The 22,272-nt window shown below is 29.1% G+C and carries 13 protein-coding genes and 1 riboswitch; of the genes, 2 read left to right on the top strand and 11 right to left on the bottom strand.

The genetic code is table 11. The annotated features are described in order from the left end of the window. Positions 1 to 106 precede the first annotated feature (106 nt). Positions 107 to 1,426, bottom strand: coding sequence for an NCS2 family permease (locus J2Z71_RS08320; protein WP_210062069.1), 1,320 nt, complete (start codon positions 1,424 to 1,426; stop codon positions 107 to 109). A gap of 189 nt (positions 1,427 to 1,615) precedes the next feature. Between J2Z71_RS08320 and J2Z71_RS08325 the strand changes: the two genes are divergently transcribed. Beyond that, the gene (locus J2Z71_RS08325) at positions 1,616 to 4,510 is read left to right on the top strand and encodes an insulinase family protein (RefSeq protein WP_210062071.1); all 2,895 of its coding nucleotides are present in this window, start codon (positions 1,616 to 1,618) and stop codon (positions 4,508 to 4,510) included. Between the two features lie 49 nt (positions 4,511 to 4,559). Here the strand turns inward: J2Z71_RS08325 and J2Z71_RS08330 are convergent, their stop codons facing one another. The 10 genes from J2Z71_RS08330 to J2Z71_RS08375 form a co-directional block, all read right to left on the bottom strand. Beyond that, positions 4,560 to 4,922 carry a DUF1622 domain-containing protein gene (locus J2Z71_RS08330; RefSeq protein ID WP_210062073.1) on the bottom strand — a complete coding sequence of 121 codons (363 nt, stop codon included), beginning with the start codon at positions 4,920 to 4,922 and terminating at the stop codon, positions 4,560 to 4,562. A 112-nt stretch (positions 4,923 to 5,034) separates the two neighbouring features. Then, positions 5,035 to 7,632, bottom strand: a complete 2,598-nt coding sequence (locus J2Z71_RS09060; protein WP_210062075.1) for a hypothetical protein — start codon at positions 7,630 to 7,632, stop codon at positions 5,035 to 5,037. Then, positions 7,622 to 9,715, bottom strand: coding sequence for an efflux RND transporter permease subunit (locus J2Z71_RS08340; RefSeq protein ID WP_210062077.1), 2,094 nt, complete (start codon positions 9,713 to 9,715; stop codon positions 7,622 to 7,624). Before J2Z71_RS08340 ends, J2Z71_RS09060 begins: the two co-directional genes overlap by 11 nt. 573 nt (positions 9,716 to 10,288) lie before the next feature. Then, on the bottom strand, positions 10,289 to 10,888 hold the full coding sequence (locus tag J2Z71_RS08345) for a helix-turn-helix domain-containing protein (protein ID WP_210062079.1): 600 nt from the start codon (positions 10,886 to 10,888) through the stop codon (positions 10,289 to 10,291). A gap of 445 nt (positions 10,889 to 11,333) precedes the next feature. Beyond that, positions 11,334 to 11,522, bottom strand: coding sequence for a hypothetical protein (locus J2Z71_RS08350; protein WP_210062081.1), 189 nt, complete (start codon positions 11,520 to 11,522; stop codon positions 11,334 to 11,336). Beyond that, positions 11,522 to 11,986: a YbaK/EbsC family protein gene (locus J2Z71_RS08355; protein WP_210062083.1), complete on the bottom strand. Its 465-nt coding sequence runs from the start codon at positions 11,984 to 11,986 to the stop codon at positions 11,522 to 11,524. Before J2Z71_RS08355 ends, J2Z71_RS08350 begins: the two co-directional genes overlap by 1 nt. Then, positions 11,986 to 12,534: a M48 family metallopeptidase gene (locus tag J2Z71_RS08360; protein WP_245311216.1), complete on the bottom strand. Its 549-nt coding sequence runs from the start codon at positions 12,532 to 12,534 to the stop codon at positions 11,986 to 11,988. Before J2Z71_RS08360 ends, J2Z71_RS08355 begins: the two co-directional genes overlap by 1 nt. Positions 12,535 to 12,573: 39 nt before the next feature. Then, positions 12,574 to 14,046, bottom strand: coding sequence for a cardiolipin synthase (gene cls / locus J2Z71_RS08365; RefSeq protein ID WP_342590815.1), 1,473 nt, complete (start codon positions 14,044 to 14,046; stop codon positions 12,574 to 12,576). Between the two features lie 11 nt (positions 14,047 to 14,057). Further along, positions 14,058 to 15,884 carry a translational GTPase TypA gene (gene typA, locus J2Z71_RS08370; protein WP_210062092.1) on the bottom strand — a complete coding sequence of 609 codons (1,827 nt, stop codon included), beginning with the start codon at positions 15,882 to 15,884 and terminating at the stop codon, positions 14,058 to 14,060. Between the two features lie 159 nt (positions 15,885 to 16,043). Next, complete coding sequence (locus tag J2Z71_RS08375) at positions 16,044 to 18,746, bottom strand: cation-translocating P-type ATPase (RefSeq protein WP_210062094.1); 2,703 nt, start codon at positions 18,744 to 18,746, stop codon at positions 16,044 to 16,046. 342 nt (positions 18,747 to 19,088) lie between these two features. After that, a riboswitch (M-box (ykoK) riboswitch) is annotated at positions 19,089 to 19,245 on the top strand. A gap of 196 nt (positions 19,246 to 19,441) precedes the next feature. On the opposite strand from J2Z71_RS08375, the gene mgtA reads away from it, so the two are divergent. Next, positions 19,442 to 22,162 carry a magnesium-translocating P-type ATPase gene (mgtA, locus tag J2Z71_RS08380; protein WP_210062096.1) on the top strand — a complete coding sequence of 907 codons (2,721 nt, stop codon included), beginning with the start codon at positions 19,442 to 19,444 and terminating at the stop codon, positions 22,160 to 22,162. Positions 22,163 to 22,272 lie beyond the last annotated feature (110 nt).

Genomic DNA, 22,272 nt, shown 5'->3' on the forward strand with positions numbered 1-22,272 from the left:
GTTTTCCCATAAAAAAATAACACCTCCAAAGTTTTCTAAATTAAGTATATTATACTTTTTATTTAGTGTGTACTCTAGAGGTATTATAATCATATGCCTTCTTTAATTAAAAGAATAATGGTTTTAATATTCTTAATAAAAATACTAAAGCTAAAATAAACATTAGTGGTGAAACGTCTTTTCTCTTTCCAGTAGTAAATTTTATAATTACATAGCTCATCATTCCAAAAGCAATTCCCTCTGCTATTGAATAGGCAAAAGGCATCATCGCTATAGTTAAAAATGCTGGTACTGATTCAGTATAATCATCAAAATCAATATCTTTTATTGGACTCATCATAAAAAGTCCAACCATAATTAAAGCTGGTGCTGTTGCTTCTGCTGGTACTATTGCAAAAAGTGGGAAAAAGAATAGTGATACAAAGAAGAAAAAGCCTGTTGATATAGCTGTAAGACCTGTTCTTCCTCCATCAGCAACTCCACTTGCACTTTCAACAAAAGTTGTAACAGTACTAGTTCCAAGAAGAGCTCCAATTGTAGTTCCAATTGCATCAGCAAGTAATGCCTTTCCTGCACTTGGTAGTTCTCCATTTTCATCTAAAAGTCCTGCTTTTGTAGCAACTCCTGTTAATGTACCTACTGTGTCAAATAAATCTACAAATAAAAATGTAAACATTACTGAAAACATCTCTAATGTAAAGATATTGTCAAATTGTAGTTTAAATGCAACATGTTCTAAAGAAGGTGGTAATGAGAATATCCTTCCTGTTGGAAGAGATGTTACCCCTGTAAAAAGAGCTAATATTGTAGAACCTAAAATCCCAAATAATAATGCTCCTTTTACCCCTCTTGCTGTTAGTACTGCCATTAAGAATAGTCCAAAGAAAGCTACTAATACATTAGGTGTTAGTAAATTTCCTAGGCTCAAAATCACTCCTTCACCAGGTACGATAATGCCTGCATTAGTAAATCCAATAAGTGCTATAAAAAGTCCAATACCTACTGATACGGCTTTTTTAAGCGTCATTGGAATTGCAGTAAAGATGGCTTCTCTAACTTTAAAGACAGAAAGTATTAAAAATATGATACCTTCAAGAAAGACTGCCGTTAAAGCGAAGTCCCAACTTTGACCCATTTGCATACAAACTGTATAAGTAAAAAATGCATTTAGGCCCATTCCAGGAGCAAGTGCAAAAGGTAGGTTTGCAATTAAACCCATAAATAATATTGCAATTACTGAAGAAATAATCGTAGCGGTAAAGACCCCTCCCTTATCCATGCCAGTTTCAGAGAGCATATTTGGGTTTACAATTAAAATATATGACATAGTCATAAAAGTTGTAAGCCCAGCCATAAGCTCAGTCTTTACATCTGTCTTTCTTTCGGATAAATTAAATCTTTTTTCCAAAAAATTCTCGTGCTCCATTTTGTTCCTCCTATTCTATTTTGAAAATACATTTCTATCATAACATAATTCAAATATACTTTTGTAGCTTAAATATTAAAATATTCACTTTATTTTTTTTAAAAAATTATTTACTTATTATTTCTATAAATTCTATAAAGTACCATTTAATCTATATTTTGGGTATAATATTTATTTAAGGAGGATATTATGAATAATTATAAAATAATTGATGAAAAATATATAAATGAAGTTGGCTCTAATGCCATAGTTTATGAACATATAAAAACTAAGGCTCAAGTTTTATGCCTTATTAATGATGACGAAAACAAAGCCTTTGGAATTGGCTTTAGAACTGTTCCAGAAGACTCTACAGGTGTAGCTCATATAGTTGAGCACTGTACACTATCAGGATCTAGAAAATACAGAACTCGTGAACCTTTTATGGATCTTATTCAATCAAGTATGCAAACTTTTCTAAATGCAATGACTTATCCAGATAAAACTCTATATCCTATAAGCTCAAGAAACAAAAAAGACTTTTACAATTTAATGGATGTTTATTTAGATGCTGTTTTTTATCCTAGAATGTATGAAAAAAAAGAAATTTTTATGCAAGAAGGTTGGCATTATGAGCTTGAAAACTTAGAATCAGACCTTTTATTAAATGGTGTAGTTTATAACGAAATGAAGGGAGTTTACTCTGATCCTCAAAATATAGTTTCAGATGTAATAACTTTTAATCTTCACAAAGACTCATCTTATGGAGTTGACTCTGGTGGAAATCCTAAAAATATTCCTGATTTAACTTATGAAAATTTTCTAGCTTTTCACAAAAAATACTATCACCCATCAAACTCCTATATTTATTTATATGGAGACTTAAATATGGAAGAAGCTTTAAAATATATTGATGAAAATTATCTTAGAGATTTTGAATATGAAGATATTGATTCAAAAATTATTTTAAATGAAGCTTTCAAAGAACAAAAAACTGTCTATGACACATACTCAGCATCAAATGATGAAATGGGCAAAAATAAAGACTATCTTGCATATAGCTGGTGTATTGGAAATAGCAAAAATAAAAAAGACTTATTCTTAAGAGATTTTTTATCAGAACTTTTAATAGATGCAGAAGCAGCTCCAATTAAAAAGGCACTTCTAAAAGCTGGTCTTGGAGAAGATATATATGCAGAGACATCTTCATCAGAAACTTTAGATCTATCTATTATAGTTAAAAATACATCTAAAGACAGACTAGAAGAATTTAAAAATATAGTTGAAAATACTTTAAAAGACTTAATCAAAAATGGAATTAATAGAGATCTCTTAGAGGCAACTTTAAATAAATTTGAATTTGCTTTTCGTGAAGGTGGCGGAACTCAAAGATCAATTATCTACTATATAAGAGCATTAAACTCTTGGCTATATGATGAATCTCCTTTTAATGGACTTACATTTAATGATGTAATAGATGAATTAAAGGAAAATATTAATAGTGATTTCTTTGAAAAATATATTGAGGAAAAACTTCTTAATAATCCCTACTCACTGATTTCTATTGTAACTCCAGAATTAGATAAAAATTTAAAAGAAGAAAAAGAACTAAAAGAAAAACTTGAAAATATTAAAAATAATATGTCAAAAGAAGAACTTGAAAATATTATGAAAGAACATAAAGAGCTTATAGACTTCCAAATGACTGAAGACTCTAAAGAAGACAAAGCAACTATTCCAAGCCTTGAACTTTCAGATATTTCAAAAAATATAACTCATATTCCTAGAGAAGAAATAGAAGAAGAACCTTATAAAGTTCTAATAAACGAACAATTTACAAATAATCTTTCCTATGTGACACTTGCCTTTGATGCAAATCACTTTAGTGAAAAAGAAATATTTAATCTTTCACTTCTTACTGATCTATATGGAAAAGTTAACACTAAAAACTATTCCTATGAAGATTTAAATAATGAGATTTATAAGACTATGGGTGGATTTGTAGTAAATAATTTAACTTATTCTGACTCAAAGGACTATAAGAAATTTTATCCTTATGTAAATGTAACTATGAAAATGCTTGATGATAAAATCAAAGATTCACTTATATTAATGGATGAGATATTAAATCATTCTGATTTTTCAGACAAAAATAGAATTAAAGAAATACTACTTTCTGAAAAATCACAAATGGAATCTGCTATTTTACAAAATGGCCATGGAATTGTTTCTGAAATAGTAAAATCCTATTACTCTGCTCAAGGAGATTATAATGGAAAGACTAGTGGACTTCCAATATACTTCTATATTGCAGATCTATTAGAAGATTTTGACAATAAATGGGAAGATTTCAAAAATTCTCTTGAAGATATATCTAAAAAAATATTTGTTCAAAATAGATTAATATTAAACTATACAGGCGACAAAAAAACTTATACTGCAAATAAAGAAAACTTCAAAAATTTAGTTAAAACTTTTAATTCTAATAACTTTGAAGAAATTCCTTATACTTTTGTAGAAAACAACAAAAACGAAGCCTATAAGACATCTGCAAATGTGCAATATGTATCTAAGGGATATAATCTAAATGCCCTTGGAGAGGAGTATAATGGTGCTCTTGCAGTCCTTGGAAATATTTTAAGCATATCATACCTACACTACAACATTCGTGCTAAGGGAGGGGCTTATGGCGCAGGAATAAGATTCTCTAGAACAGGAGATATTCTAACATACTCTTATAGAGATCCACATCTTGCAAATACTGTTAAAGTTTATGATGAAATCCCTGAATTTGTAGAAAATCTTGACATTTCAGAATCAGAACTTAAAGACTTTATAATAGGATCTATGAACTCCTTTGATCCACTTCTTTCTCCAGTATTAAAAGGTGAAGTAAATCTTTCTAGATATATTTCAAATATTACTGAAGAATCTATTGAAAAAATCAAAAAAGAAGCAATAGATACAAGTCTTGAAAAATTAAAATCTTATTCAAGTATTCTTAAAAATGCAATGGACAAAAATTATATTTGTGCAATTGGTGGAGAAGAAAAAATTAAAAAAGATGCATCATTATTTAAAGAAGTAATTAATTTAAAAAGATAATTAAAATACAAAGACAGTAGATTAATCTACTGTCTTTTTTTATTTGATATTAAATTTTATTTTTATCTGATTTTTTTCCCTTTGTTTCAATTTCTTCACTGCTTTTTATTTCCCAATGAAGAACAAAGGTAATTACAACTCTTAAAACCACAATTGCAGATAATATAAAAAACTCATCAAGAGTTCTTATAACAACAGTCTTTAAAATTTCTGCTGCAAGTTTAAACTCAAGACTTAATGCAAGAGCTCTTGCAAATTCAAGTTTTAACTCTTCATCTCCAAAATCAAACCTTGATTTCACAAGTTTTATTACACTTTCAATAGATCCAAGTACAATAATAAAAACTCCAACACTTTCTAAAGCACCTGTTATGTATGGGATTATTTTTATTAAAAATTCCTCTATTATCATATTTCCTCCTAATTAATAAACTTTTAAAATATTTATTAATTCTATTTTAACATGAATTAGACTTATTCTTAAAATAAAAAAGATGCTAGATATCTAGCACCTTTAATTAATATTATTCAACTTTAAATACATAAACAACTTTACTGTCAAATCCAGTTGATCCAGTAAATGATGTTCTATTTTGTGAGATACTTACAAGTTCATCTCTGATTTCCATAATATCTTCTATGTCATCAGTTTTTTCTGTAACTTTGCTTCTCATTTCTTTAATACCATCTTCCATATACTCATCTACACCATCTTTTAATTCTTCAGTACCATCTACTAAATCATCAGCAGCTTCTGTTAAATCGCCACCTTTATTGTATAGAGAAGTAATTCCACCTGAAAGTTTTCCAACACCATCTTTAAGTGGGCTAATACCATCAAGTTGTAATTTATTAAGTCCTTCATCAAGAGTTGCAGTTCCATCAACTGCTACTTGAGTTCCCTCTTGAAGTTCTGTTGAACCATCATATAGTTTTGTACTACCATCTTTTAATTGTTCAACACCATCTTGTAATTTTAAAGTTCCTTCATATAGTTCACTTTGTCCATCTTTAAGCTCTACTGAACCATCATATAGTTTTTCTACACCTTCAAGAAGTTGATTTACTTTATCTTGTAATGTAGGAAGTTTATTTTCAATTCCATCATCTATCTTTGCATTAATAGCTGCCATTTGATCTACCATAAGTCCCATTATAGTATCCGCCTCTACAGCTTTTGCAGAAATCAAATCAACTTGATTTAATAATTTACTAGTTTCAATATCAAGTGCATTTTGTATTGCAGCAACTTGAATATCTATATTACTTGCTTGAGAATTAAGTTGAGATACAAGCTCTTTTAAAGAACTAGCACTTTTTGTAGTTTCAGCCTTTACATTAGCAGCTAAATTTTGTGCTTCTTCCTTTGTTTTTCTTGATTTTTCTTTTTCTGTATTAGAAGTATTTTGAACATCTGATGCAACACTAGATACTTTATTACTTAGATCTTCTAAATATTTTTGTACATCAACTACTGAATCTCTTACATTTTCATTAGGAATTTCCATTTCTGAAAGTAATACTTTCGATGCTTCTATTCCTCTTTTTATTTCATTTATTTTGTCAATGTCTATTTTTTCACTACTACTAGAATTAATATCTACATTTAAATCTATTGAACCTAGTGAATTTGCAGCTTTATTTAAAGTATCTGCTGTATTTTTTAAATTATTTGATTGGTTCTTTAAATTATTTAATGCAGATTTTATATTTTCATTTTTTTGATCTTCTACTGATCTTGTTTGAATTTCTTCATTACCAGATGTACTTTCACCCTTTGAAAGTCTATTTCCTGCAATCATACTTCTTAATACAGCAAGTTCTGTTTTAATATCATTTGTATCTTCTTTTACTTTTTCCATTGAGCTTTGTGCTTCATGTGCTTGTTTTTGATAATCTCCAACATGAGATACTACATCTTTTATTCCTGCATCTAAAGCTTTAGAACCATCATTTAACATAGATATTCCATCTGAAAGTTCATCTGCACCCTCTTTTAAATCATGTGCTCCATCTACTAAATCATCTGTTTTATCATATAATTCTAAGACTCCTGTTGTTAAGTCATATAGTCCTTTATTTAGAGTTCTTGCTCCATCATTTAGATCAGATGATCCTGATGCTAAAAGTTTTGAGCCTCCAAGTGCTTCTTCCATTGAGTCTTGAAGTTTATTTGCACCATCATATAAGTCATTAGATCCATTAAAAAGTTCTTCATGTGCATCTACTAAATCATAAATAGCATCTGAAAAATCAATAGAACCATCATATAGTTCAATAGCTCCATCTAGCATTTCTTGACCTTTGTCATCTAATTCTTCAAGTGCATCTGTAAGTTCATCAAAAGAATCAAATTCTTCAAACTCTGGATCTGTTTGAAATAAATCTGCTGCTGTTAAAAGAGTTGTTGGTTTTTCAAAGTCCTTTACATCAGCTGTAATTGTAATTTTTTTCTCAATATAATCATATATATCAACATCAATTGTATCTAATTTTTCATTAAATGTTTCTGCCATTCCTGGAAATAGTGAAAATCCAACTACTTGAGTTTTACCATCATCTAAAATTTTTCCATTAGTTTCTAAATTTTTAAAATGATCTGTTGAAAAAGTAATTCCTCCTGCAACTATATAAGGAGAATAAATAGTTTGGTTTTTACCATTTATGTTTTTTTCATAGGACTCTTTATTTAAAGCTTCTATTTCAATTTCTAATTTTCCACTTTTTCCTTCAAGTTTGTTAAGTGATGTTTTCTTTCCATTTAATCTATAAGTTATTTTTATATCTACTGGAAGTTCTTTATCTGATTTACCTTGATAGTAAATATCTTTTTTTTCTGATTTCCAATGATATTTATCTTTCCCACTTTTTTTAGGTTTTTCATCACCTTTTAAGTTTTTTATATCTTTTAAATTTGATGTGTCTAATACATCTATTTTATCATCTGAACGCAACCAAACACTTACTGTTTGTTCTTTAATTTTCCCCTTGTCATCCATTAGCACATATACTGTTTCATCTTTTTTTACTTTACTATTATCTTCTACAGCGAAGGTTGGTGTTATTGCACTAAGTGCTAGTACTGAGCTAAGTGCTAATGATATAATTTTTTTATTTTTCACCATTTTTCTCCTTTCTCACAGGTCTTAAATCCTTAGTTGTTAGTCTTATAAATTTGTCAAATAATAATAAAATTGGTGGTAGTAATACTAAAATAATTATCATTGATATTAATGCACCTCTTGCAAGTAATATACATATAGAACCTACCATACCCATTTTAGAATAAATACCTACACCTGCTGTTGCAGCTAAAAATGCAAGTCCACTAGTTACAATTGATTTTGCTGTTTCCATTAAAGATGTCTTCATAGCAACAAATTTGTCCTCTTCAACTTTAAGTTCTTCAACATATCTTGAGGAAAGTAATATTGAATAGTCTATAGTACTTCCTAATTGAATTGTACCTACTATTATAGATGCAATAAAAGGTATTTGATTTCCTGTGAAATATGGAATACCCATATTAATTTGTATTGCTAGTTGTATTGTAGCAAGTAATATTAAAGGTATTGCAATTGATTTAAATACAATTGCAACTATTATACCTACTATTATATTTGAAACAGCACTTACACTGTTAAAGTCTTCTGTTGTCATATAAGTTAAGTCTTCTGTTAATGCTGATTCTCCAGTTACAACTCCTGTTTTATCTCTTGATTTTATAATCTTATTTATAGAGTTAAGTTGCTCTGTTGATTCTGGCGTTGCAGCTTTTAATGATGATTGAACCATTATTGCCTTATATCCATTTTTATTAAAGTTATCAGTTAACTCTGAAGGCAAGAAACTTGATGGAATCATAGGTCCTACAAAGTCATCTGAAGATATTACAGACTCAACACCTGGAAGCTCACTTATTTCATTACTCATCTTTTGATATTGCCATTGAGGCAAATCATCTCTTAAAATCGCAAAGTTTGTAGCCTGCATATCAAAATCATCTTTTAACTTATTAAGCGCAATTACACTGTCTGAATCTTGAGGCAATGCTCTATCCATATTGTAATAAAGAGGAGTTCTCTTTGCACCATATATTGCTGGTATATAAGCAATTACAAAAATTACAACTAATAATTTATGGTGTTTTACAACAAAGTCTGATAATTTATCAAAATCTGGAAGTAATGTCTTATGTGAATACTTGTGTATTGGTCCATCAAATACAAGCATAAGTGCAGGAAGTATTGTAACACATGTTAAAAGTCCAAATACAACACCCTTTGCCATTACTATACCAACATCACTACCTAGCTTAATTCTCATTGCAATAAGAGCTAAGAAACCTGCAATAGTAGTTAAAGAAGAACCTGCAATAGATGATGCAGTCTTTACAATGGCATTTCCCATTGCAATAGTATGATCCTCTTCCATAGACCTTTCCTCTTCATATCTATGATATAAGAAAATAGAATAGTCCATTGATACTGCAAGTTGTAGTATTGCTGCAAGTGCCTTTGTTACATAGGATATTTGTCCCATTATTATATTAGAACCCATATTATAAATAATTGCATAAAATATATTTCCAATAAACATAAAAGGAACTATTGTTGATGTATTAGTTAAAGATAATACTAAAATCATTAAAGAAACGGCAATTAATATATAAAAAGGCATTTCCTTATCAATAATTGCATTAGTATCCTTTACTATAGTACTCATACCACTTAAGTAGCCATGCCCCTTTGATATCTCACGAATCTCATCAATAGCATCCATAGTTATACTTGATGATGAAGAGTTTTCAAATTTTACAATCATTAAGAACTGACTTCTATCATCATCGTAAAAATTGTCTAATAGCTTATCAGGAAGCATACTCATTGGAACTGTAATATCTGCAATATCATCTCTCCATAGCACCCTGTTAACACCCTTGACATCAGCAATCTTTTCTTTCATTTGAACAGCTTCTTTTTCAGTTAAGCCCTCCACAGCAAGCATTGAAGTTGCTGCATTATGAAACTCTTTATCTAGAATATCTGCTCCAATTGTAGAATCCAAATCATCTGGAAGATAATCTAATAAGTCATAATTAATTCCCGTATTAAAATATGCTATAACTGAAGGTACCAATAATCCTGTTGAAACAAGAAGTATTAATACTCTAAATTTAGCAATAAAATAACCCAGCTTTTTCATAAATCCCCCTTCCAAATTTCTAAATCAAATCATTTTTTTGATTTTACGGCACTGTATATAGTAATACTTTTTTGAATAACAGTCAATCTTTTTTATAAAGTTATACAATCGTAATTTTCAACATTTCACCTAAAGAAATTTGGTCCTTATTCTTACATATTTATTTTTTGCATTAACTAAAAAATAGACCTCCCATTTAAAGAGGTTTATTATGTAATATGTTTAATCATTCATTTATCTAATACATATTATACATACTTACTTAATAATAAACAATGAAATCGAAACTAAAGCACTATTATAGTAATCATTTCATTAATATACTATTAAATAATATACTACTAATTAACATATTTTATTCACTTTTTTAGAAAATACTTAAAAATATTTATATAAACTTATGACTTTCAGTCAATTTTATACTCATAGTATTCTACCACAGATTCTTTAATAAGTATCTAATAATTTCTAACTTTCAAAAAACTTTCAAATTTTTCACCAATTTTTCTTGTATAGAATTATAACTATATTAAATATAAAAAAACAGGAGTTAAATTCTCCTGTTCTAAATAGTTATTTTTTTAATTTTTTAAAAATACAGATACCTAAAAATACATATATTATTAGAAATATAATAATAGAAACAATTACTTTATGGATATATAATACTTCAATTGCAATTATATTACCAATCATAAAAATCATAAATGTAATTGGAGTAAAAATAATCATCATTATATTTATAAATTTTATTATAAATTTGGGACTACTATTTGAAATAGTCTTAGCAATGAAATAGGACATAACTCCAAGACCAATTATTACATAATCTACAAATAAGTATGTTGTATCTATTCTTATACATAGATTTAAAAATGCACTAATATTTCCAATTGTAATTAAAAAAGTTGAAACAATATATAAAATCTTACTATATATAATATTATTTTCTTTTTTATTTTTTTCCTCTTCTTCCTCCACTCCCTTAATTATATAGTCAGTACTTACATTAAAATAATCACTTAATAGTATTATTTTTTCAATATCTGGGATACTTTGTCCATTTTCCCATTTTGAAACAGCTTGTCTTGAAACTCCCATCTCATCAGCAAGATCATATTGCGAAAGACCCTTCTTTTTTCTAAGAGATTGTATTCTATCTGATATATTCATAAATAAGCTCCTTTATTTTATTATGTAAATATATTAACATAAAAGCCAGTTGTCATGCAGCTAAGACATAGTTGCATATTGGCAACCTCTAGTGGATTATGTATTTTTTACAAAAAAATAAGAGGTTTTCCCCTTACTTTTAATAAACTCTAATAAAATTATATTACTAAATAATATTGCAACTTTTCCCCTAAGTAATTTTTATTATTTCAATAATAAAATATTATATATTATTATTTTTATTTCAAAGAACATCACCTCCTAATCTATCTTAATTAAATATTTAATTAATTAGTTTATTTTGTATAACGAACTTTTTAATAAGTATTAAATATTTAATTTTAAGTATTGTTTATATATATATATACAATATACCTAATTTTTTCAATTTTAATCACAGCTAATAAATTTTCCCATAAAAAAACACTACATTTTTTTGTAGTGTTTAATCAATTATTTTCTTTGTGAAATTTTTATATTTATCTATCTTTTTATTATTATTATTTATACTTTCTTCTAGTTTTACTTTTCCATCTTTTTTATCATAGACTACATATTTTCTACAATCAATATACTTCATAATAGCTATTAGAAATATTATTAAAAAAATTATTTTAAAAGTAAATTTTCTCATTATATGCACACATCTATCCACTCAATATAATTTGAAAGTTTTTGAAGTTCTTCTAAGTTAAGTTTTACAACTGATGATGCAGATCCTGCTGCTGGATATACTTCTTCATGTTCTTTTAATGAAATATCTAAATAGACTTTACAATTTTCTTTAACTGCAAAAGGACATACTCCACCTGGCAAATGCCCTACATATTCCTCTACTTCATCTCTTTTTAACATTTTAGCTTTCATTTTAAAATAGTCTTTAAATTTTCTATTATCTATTTTTGAGCTTCCCTTTGTAACTATTAATATTGCATAATCATCTTTACTTTTAAAAGACATAGTCTTTGCAATTTGAGATGAACTACAACCTATTTGCTCTGCAGCAAGCTCTACTGTTGCTGATGAAGAGTTAAATTCAACAATTCTATCTTCTAAATTTTCTTTAATAAAAAGTTCTCTTACTTTTTCTAGACTCATTAGTTGTTTAGCCTCCTACTTACTTCTTTATAGTTTTTCATATATTTATTTATTTCACTATAAAAATCCTTAGAGTGATTTCTAATTTTTAAATGTATTAATTCATGAAGCACTACTAATTTTATTTCTTCTACTGATCTCTTTGCAAGATAAAGACTTATATTTATAAGTCCTCTTTCAGGATAGCAAGTGCCCCAACGAGCAGTCATTTTTCTTATTTTAAATTCTTTTTCATAAAGTCCTGTTATTTTATTATATTCTTTAAATATATATGGAAGTATTTCTAAAAGATTTTTCCTATAAAAATTTTCAAGTTCATCTATTGTATTAATTTTCTTAGCATCTTCTATATTTATAGTTTCTCCAAATAAGTATATTATATTTTTTGATAAATCATTTTGATAAAATTTCTTTTTATCTTTTTCAAGCATTTCATCAATTGATTTTTCATTATTTTCTATTACTTTTAATATATCTTTTTTAGTTGCATATTTTGGAGCAGATACTAAAAGAGTCCCAGCTTTAACTGAAACTCTAATATTTTTCATATTCTTTTTTGTAATTTCTATTTTATAATTTTTCATAATTTAAAGTAGTGGTGATAATAGTCTACTAATGCTCTCTTTTATTTTAAAGATGGCATTTCTATTATTATAGTCTTCTAATGTTATTTTCTTTGATTTTTTAACATCTATTTCAAAGGCCTCTACAAGTTCTTTATTTATTTCTGTATCAAATACAAAGGCATTGACTTCAAAATTAAGCTCAAAAGATCTTATGTCAAAGTTTGCTGTACCTACACTTGATAAATAGTCATCACTTATTACAACTTTTGAATGTAAAAAACCATCTTGATATAAATAAGCTTTAACTCCCCACTTAAGCAGCTCACCTATAAAGGACATACTTGCCCAATGAACAAAGGGGTGATCTCTTTTTTGTGGAATCATTATACTGACTTCACATCCAGACATTGCAGCTATTTTTAAATCATTTAGTAGTCCATCATCTGGAACGAAATAAGGTGTTTGTATATAAACTCTTTTTCTTGCACGAGTTATCATTTTTGAGTATCCATTTCTTATAGCATGGGCCTTTGTATCTGGTCCACTAGATACTACACAAATATCTTTATTTCCTTCTTTTTTATTAAAGTCAAAGGGAGTTACAAATCCTCCATTTGCATTTTTTGCTGCAAATCTGTAGTCTAGAAAAAATCTCCACTGAAGTCCATTAACAGCAGGTCCTAGTATTCTAAAGTGAGTATCTCTCCAAAAGCCAAATTTTTTACTTTTTGAAATATACTCATCTCCAACATTAAGACCACCAACATATCCTATTTTATGATCTATTATTGCAAGTTTTCTATGATTTCTATAATTTATACGCGTATTTATTCTTGGAAGTAGTCCTGGGAAAAATATTGCAAGTTTTACTCCAGCTTTTTCTACATCACGTCTGTATTTTAAACTAAAGTTTCTAGCTCCCATTCCATCTACTAAAAGAAGTACCTCTACTCCTTCTTGTGCTTTTTTCTTAAGTTTTTCTAAAAGCTCAATTCCAAGTCCATCAGATTTTAAAATATAGTATTGAATATAAATAGAGTTTTTCGCCTCATCAATATCTTTAAATAAATCCTTGAATTTTTCTACACCTTCATTATAGATTTTTATATCGTTATTTTGAGAAAAGGCTGCATTTTCAGATGAATGAAACATTTCAATCATTTCAACATAATCCTTTGTCTTTTCATTTTCAAATTCATATGTTCCCTTTTTCATTTCGTCTAATTGTTCTTGTAAAAAAGTTTTTATTTCCTTATCTACTTGACCTTTTCTATCAAACATTTTATGTTTCGAAAGATCTTGCCCTAAAAATAAATAGAAAACAAATCCTATTATTGGTAAGAAATTAATTGCCATAACCCACAAAAGTGTTGATGTTGGCTTTCTTCTTTCCATAAAAATAATTACACAAGATAGTATTACATTTAAAATGAATAATCCTGTATATAATTGAACAAAACTTGTGAAAACTGAAAAAGCTGATCTCATTAACATAATATCACCAATTATTTATTTTTTTTAGATTTATATCTAGTTTGTGAATTTAAAATTTTCTTTCTTATTCTAAAGTTTTCTGGTGTAACTTCTATAAGTTCATCATCTTCTATAAACTCTAGTGCCTCTTCTAAGCTCATTTTTCTAGCTGGTGAAAGTTTAAGTGATTCATCAGATCCTGAAGCTCTTACATTTGATTGTTTTTTAGTTTTTGTAACAGCAACTTCAAGTTCTACTCCCTTTGGAGATGAACCTACTACTTGTCCTTCATATACATTTTCACCTGGCTCTACAAATAGAGTTCCTCTATCTTGTGCATTGTGAAGACCATATGCTGATGCTGTTCCTGTATCAAAAGATACGATTGAAGCATCTACTCTTCTTGGTATTTCTCCTTTGAATTTCTCATAAGAGTCAAATACAGAGTTTAATATACCTTCACCCTTAGTATCTGTTAAGAACTCACTTCTATAACCTATAAGTCCTCTAGCAGGCATTTTAAATTCAAGTCTTGCATATCCACCTGATGGTTCTTGCATAGTAGTAAGCTCAGCTTTTCTTCTACCAAGTTTTTCTATAACGGATCCTACAAAGTCATTTGAAACATCAATAGTAACTCTTTCCATAGGTTCACATTTTTTGCCATCAATTTCTTTAAATAGTACTTCTGGTTTTGAAACTTGGAATTCATATCCTTCACGTCTCATATTTTCAATAAGAACACTTAAGTGAAGTTCTCCACGTCCAGAAATTTTAAATGAATCTGTTGAAGTAGTTTCAGCTACTCTTAAAGATACATCTGTTTGAAGTTCTCTAAATAGTCTTTGTCTAATTTGTCTTGATGTTACATATTTTCCTTCTCTTCCTGCAAATGGTGAATCATTTACTGAAAAGTTCATTGAAAGAGTTGGTTCAGAAATTTTAACAAAATCAAGTGGTGTTGGATCATCAGTACTTGCTAAAGTATCTCCAATATTAATATCTTCAATACCTGTAATAGCTACAATTGATCCTGCTCTTGCCTTGTCAACTGGCACTCTATTTAGTCCTTCAAATTCATAAACTTGAGAAATTTTAACTTTCTTCTTTTCATCTGGTTTAATTGCATTTACGATTATTGCAGTATCTCCTTCAGAAATTATACCCCTTTCAACTTTTCCTACACCGATTCTACCTATATAGTCATTGTAGTCTATTGTAGAAATTAAAAGTTGGAATGGTGCTTCTTCATCAGAAACAGGACCTGGAATATATTTCATAATAGTATCAAATAATGGTTCCATATTTACTGCTTCATCTTCTAAATCAAGTGTTGCTATACCATTTTTTGCAGAAGCAAATACAAATGGACAGTCTAGGGCATCTTCACCTGCACCTAATTCAATAAATAAATCTAAAACTTCGTCTATAACAGCATCAGGTCTTGCTCCTGGTCTGTCTATTTTATTAATACATACAATAACTGGAAGGCTTAGTTCAAAAGCTTTTTTTAGCACGAATTTTGTTTGAGGCATTGGTCCTTCAAAAGCATCAACTAAAAGTACTACTCCATTTACCATTTTTAAAACACGTTCTACTTCTCCACCAAAGTCAGCATGGCCTGGTGTATCTATAATGTTTATTTTAGTATCTCCATGTTTTACTGCAGTGTTCTTGGAAAGAATCGTAATTCCTCTTTCCTTTTCAATATCATCTGAGTCCATTACACGCTCTTGAATTACTTGGTTTTCTCTAAATACACCTGATTGTCTAAGCATTGCATCAACAAGTGTTGTTTTACCGTGGTCAACATGGGCTATAATAGCGATATTACGAACATCTTCTCTAATTTTACTCATCTTTTTATCACATCCTAATCTATTCAAGTCTAAATTATATCACAGCAATAGTCAAAGAAAAAATTTTTTTTATTAAAAAAACTTGATTTCTTCTTAATATTTGCCCATTTACAGTGAAAAATATCCTAAAGCCTATAACTTTAGGATATTTTTATAAATTTAGTCATCCATTTTTGAAAATCTAACTACTTTTTGAATTTCACCAATTACAAGTGGAATAAATGAAGCAACTATTACTACTATCCATTCTCTTACTCCAATCATATCAAGACCAAATACATCTCTAATTCCTGGAACTGCCATTACAATTACCATTAATGCAAAAGAAAATGCCGTAGCTGTTACAAGTTTTCTATTACTAAATGGTCCAATATGAAATATTGTCTTTGTAATAGATCTTGCTGAGTATGCTCTTAGAAGTTCTGACATAATAAGTGTTGAAAATGCCATTGTTCTTGCATATTCAAGTCCAAGTCCTTCTTGTCCAAACCATTTAAGTCCAAGTAAATATGCTCCAAGTGTTGCAACTGTAATAGAAAGTGATTGAACTATTACTGTTATTTTAAGTTGCTTATCAAGAAGTGGTTCATTTGGATCTCTTGGTGCTTTTTCCATTATATCGTCATCACCCTTTTCAACTCCAAGTGCTAAAGCTGGGAAAGAGTCAGTTACAAGATTTAGCCATAAAAGTTGAATTGGAAGAAGTGGAACTGGTAAATTTAAAAGTATTGCAATTAATACTATTAAAACCTCTCCTAAGTTACAAGATAATAAATATCCAACGAATTTTTTAATATTTGAATAAATTATTCTACCTTCTTCAACTGCATTTACAATTGTAGCAAAGTTATCATCAGTTAATATTACATCTGCTGTATTTTTAGCTACATCAGTACCAGTAATTCCCATTGCAATACCAATATCTGCTCTTTTAATAGCTGGTGCATCATTTACACCATCTCCTGTCATTGCTGCAATATGTCCATTTTCTTTTAAAGCTTTTACAATTTGAACTTTATTTTCTGGAGAAACTCTTGTAAATACTCTTTTAGTTTTTACAATTTCACGAATTTCTTCATCAGTCATTTCATTAAGTTCTTTTCCCATTATTGCTTGAGATTTATCATCTGCAATTCCAAGTTCTTCAGCTATTGCATATCCTGTTTCTAAATAATCTCCTGTAATCATAATAGGAATAATTCCTGCAGTTTTACATTCTGCAATTGCTCCAATAACTTCTGGTCTTGCAGGGTCTATCATTCCAGTAAGTCCTACAAAAATCATATCTTCTTCAATATTTTCTGTAGTTAAAACTTCTGGTAATAGATCAAAATCTCTATAAGCATAAGATAAAACTCTTAGAGCCTTTGTTGCAAAACTTGAGTTTGCACTCATTATCTCAGATTTTACTTCTTCAGTAAGTTCTTTTATCTCACCATTATCTAAATAGTATTTACATTTTGAAAGTATTATATCTGGAGCTCCCTTTGTAAGTGATGATACCTTTGCATCTGTTAAATTCTCATGAAAAGTAGTCATCATCTTTCTTCCTGAATCAAAAGGAATCTCTGCAATTCTCTTATACTTTTTATTTAAATCTTCTATATGAAGACCTTGTTTTTCAGCAAAAGTAAGAAGTGCTCCTTCTGTTGGATCTCCTATAATTGAATACATATCTTCATTAGTAGTGATTAATTTTGCATCATTTGTAAGTCCTGCTATAGATGAAAGAAGTTCTAAATCCTTAATAGAATTAAAATCTACTTTTTCTCCATCTTTTGTAATTTCTCCAACAGGTTCATATCCTGTACCTGATACTTCTAAGAAATTACCAGCTATATAAGCCTTAGTAACTGTCATTTCATTTTGTGTAAGTGTTCCTGTTTTATCTGAACAAATTACAGTTGTTGTTCCTAAAGTTTCTACTGCTAAAAGTTTTTTGACAATTGCATTTTTCTCTGCCATTTTTCCCATACCTAGAGAAAGTACAATTGTTACTATTGCAGGAAGTCCCTCTGGAACTGCTGCTACTGCAAGTGAAATTGCTGTCATAAACATTTCTAAAAATTCATGTTTATATAAAAGTCCTATACCTAGTACTACAATACATACTACTATTACTAAAATTCCTAAAGTCTTTGAAAGACCTGCAAGTTTCTTTTGTAGTGGTGTTTGTTCACGATCTACTGTTGCAATAGATGTAGCTATTCTACCAATTTCAGTATGTGATCCTGTTTCAATTACAATTCCTGCTCCTCTACCATAAGAAATAATAGTTGAAGAATATGCAAGATTTTCTCTGTCTCCAATTTCCATTTTGTCTTTATAAACTATATCTGCATGTTTTTCTACTGGCACAGATTCTCCCGTAAGAGATGACTCATCAATTTTTAAATTTTTGCTATCAACAAGCCTTAAATCAGCTGGAACTATATCACCTGTTTCAAGAATTACATAATCTCCTGGAACAAGTTCTGTAGAGTCAATTTCCATTTGTTGTCCATTTCTAAATACTTTCGCTTTTGGAGAGGACATTTTTTGAAGAGCTGCTATAGCTTCTTCTGCTTTACCCTCTTGATGTAAAGATAATATTGCATTTACAACTACAATTGCAACAATTATTCCTGCATCAACTACTTCTCCAACAAAGGCTGATACAATACTTGCAATAATTAAAATTATAATCATTGGATCTAAAAATTGATCTGCAAGTTTTTTAATAAAGGGTTTTTTCTCTTCTTTTTTAAGTTCGTTTTTGCCAAATTGTTCTAATCTTTTCGATACAATATCATTACTTAATCCATCTTCTGACGAATCAAGCTCTTTAAAGATTTCTTCAATTTGCTTGTTATACCACTCCATAAATTCCTCCTCATAAAAATAAAAAAAGACCACCATTTCAACGAAACAGTGGTCTTGCTACCATTATTATTGGTCTTCCAGCCGGGATCTAAATCCGTATTGACGACTGAAATATTATAGCTACTCCCCAATATGAAAAAGTATAGCATAAACAATTTTTCGTTGCAAGTAATTATTTAAATAATTAAGTAAATAAATATATGATTAAATCATCTTAAGTAAACTTAATTATATCATATAAGAATTCTAAATTTTAAAGATATTTATCATTTTTAAAAAAGTACTTCTATTGACACTAATACCCATAGGTGATAGTGTAGGTGTATAAGAATGTAAAACTTTATAAATTCTTGGTAAGTAAGGCTACTACGAGGATATGGGTTACTGCCGCAAAATAATGGAGACATTATTAGCTGGTTTGAACAGTTGTTGTCGATTCAAGGCTTCAAATAACGTAATTTCACCGCCTCGCAGAGTTAAAGCTCAAACAAGTTTAATTATTCTATGATAATTTTTCCGTAACTTTGTTTGAGTACGGAATTTTTTTATTTAAAAATCCATAAAAATCAAATTTTAAGGAGGTGAGTTTTTATGGACCAGAGTAGTTCGGGTGATTTGTACATTTATAACTTCATAAAAGCTCACTTTTATAGTAGAAAGGAGAGCGATTTTTTTAATACCAAAGGAGGTATGCAATGAAAAAAGATATTATCAAAAAAAATGCATCTGAAAATATTAACTCTTCCCTATCAAGAGAAGAAACTAATAAAAGACTTTTAGAAGCCTCACAACTTGATATTAATACCTTATATGAAAAATATAATACTTCAGAAAAAGGAAAAAATGAAAATCAAGTTAAAGATGCAAGAGAAACCTTCGGTGAAAATAAAGTAACTTACAAAAAAGATGATACGATTTTTAAAAGATTAAAGGATGCCTTTATAAATCCCTTTACTCTAATATTAATTGCCCTTGCAGTAGTATCTGCTTTTACAGATATTATTTTAGCAAATCCAACAGATAAAGATCCCACTACAGTTATTATTATAATAACAATGGTTATGCTATCTGGTATTTTAAGATTTGTTCAAGAAACAAGATCTGGAAACTCTGCAGAAAAACTTCTTGAGATGATTGAAACAACTTGTCTTATTGAAAGAATTGAAACAGGTGCAGAAGAAATACCTTTAGATGAAGTTGTAGTTGGAGATTTAGTTCATATTTCTGCAGGAGATATGATACCAGCTGATACTAGAATCATTAAAGCAAAGGACTTATTTATATCTCAATCTGCACTTACTGGAGAATCTCAAACAGTTGAGAAATTTCCAATAGATAGTTCAAATTCTGATGCAGTACTAGATAAAGTCAACCTTGCATTTATGGGCACAAATGTCATAAGTGGTTCTGCAACTGGAATAATTATAGCAACTGGTGATGAAACTATTTTTGGAGATATAGCAAAAGAACTTAATGAGGACAAACCTATTACAAGTTTTAAACGTGGTGTAAATGCTGTTTCATGGGTTCTAATTAAATTTATGATGGTAATGGTACCTATTGTATTTTTATTAAATGGATTTACAAAGGGACATTGGCTAAATGCTCTACTATTTGCAATTTCCATAGCAGTAGGACTTACTCCAGAAATGCTTCCTATGATTGTTACAACATGTCTTGCAAAAGGCTCTGTTAAAATGTCTAAGGAAAAAGTTATAATTAAAAACTTAAACTCAATTCAAAATCTTGGAGCAATAAATATTTTATGTACTGACAAAACAGGCACACTTACAGAAGACAATGTAGTATTACAATATCACTTAAATGTTGATGGAGAAAGCGATACAAGAGTTTTACGTCATGGCTTTTTAAATAGCTACTACCAAACAGGACTTAAAAACCTAATGGATAAAGCCATTATAAATAAAACTATGGAACTAAGAATTGAAGACGAAAACTTAGAAACAGATATTACAAAATATGAAAAAATAGACGAAGTACCCTTTGACTTCAAAAGAAGAAGAATGAGCGTTGTAGTAAAAAATAAAGACGGCAAAACAAAAATGATTACAAAAGGCGCAGTTGAAGAAATGCTAGTAGTATCTTCCTTTATAGAACATAATGGAAAAGTTCAACCACTAACAGATGAACTTAGACAATATGTAATGAATAAAGTAAACGAACTTAACCATCAAGGAATGAGAGTAATAGCAGTATCTCAAAAAACAAGCCATGCTCCTGTTGGAGAATTTTCAATAAAAGACGAATGCGATATGGTTTTACTTGGATATCTTGCATTTCTAGATCCACCAAAAAGATCTGCAATTAAAGCAATAGAAGCACTTCACGAACATGGAGTTGAAGTAAAAGTCTTAACAGGAGACAATGAAGAAGTTACAAGCGCTATTTGTAAACAAGTTGGTATTAAATTTACTAAACTCTACAATGGTTCAGAAATAGATCAATTAAGCGATAAAGAACTTGGTGAAATTGCAGAAAAAAATACAGTATTTGCAAAACTTTCTCCAACTCAAAAAGCAAGAATTGTAAATCTTCTTCGCGAAAGAGGAAATGTAGTAGGATTTATGGGAGATGGAATAAATGATGCTGCAGCTCTAGAATCATCAGATGTTGGAATTTCAGTAGATAATGCAGTAGATATTGCAAAAGAATCTGCAGATGTAATCCTACTTGAAAAAGACCTAATGGTACTTGAAAAAGGAATAATAGAAGGAAGAAAAACTTATGCAAATATGATTAAATACATTAAAATGACAGCATCTTCAAACTTTGGTAATGTATTTTCAGTATTAGTTGCATCAGCATTTTTACCATTCTTACCAATGGAACCAATACACCTTCTACTTCTAAACTTAATATATGACATCTCATGTATTGCAATACCTTGGGACAATGTAGATCCAGAGTTTTTAAAAGAACCTAAAACTTGGGATGCAAGTTCCGTATCTAAATTTATGATTTGGATAGGACCAACAAGCTCAGTATTTGACATCACAACCTACGCTCTAATGTATTTTATAATAGCACCAATGGTTACAGGAGGAGTTTTATATCACAACCTTACAGATCCAAAGCTAATAGCATTATTTATTGCAACATTCCAAGCTGGTTGGTTTGTAGAGTCTATGTGGTCTCAAACACTTGTAATCCATATGATTAGAACACCAAAAATACCTTTCGTACAAAGTAGAGCCTCAGCTAAACTTACTCTTTTAACAATGCTTGGAATAGCCCTTGCTACAATAATTCCATTTACAGGATTTGGAAACTCAATAGGACTTGCAGCATTGCCTGGCAAATACTTTATATATCTAGCAATTACAATAGCATTATATATGGCACTTGCTACAATAATGAAAAAAGCATATGTTAAAAAATATGGCGAATTACTATAAAATAAAGGACTAGAAAGATTATAATACCTCTAGAGTACACACTAAATAAAAAGTATAATATACTTAATTTAGAAAACTTTGGAGGTGTTATTTTTTTATGGGAAAACATG

It is taken from the genome of Peptoniphilus stercorisuis (genome assembly GCF_017874395.1).
Taxonomy (GTDB): domain Bacteria; phylum Bacillota; class Clostridia; order Tissierellales; family Peptoniphilaceae; genus Anaerosphaera; species Anaerosphaera stercorisuis.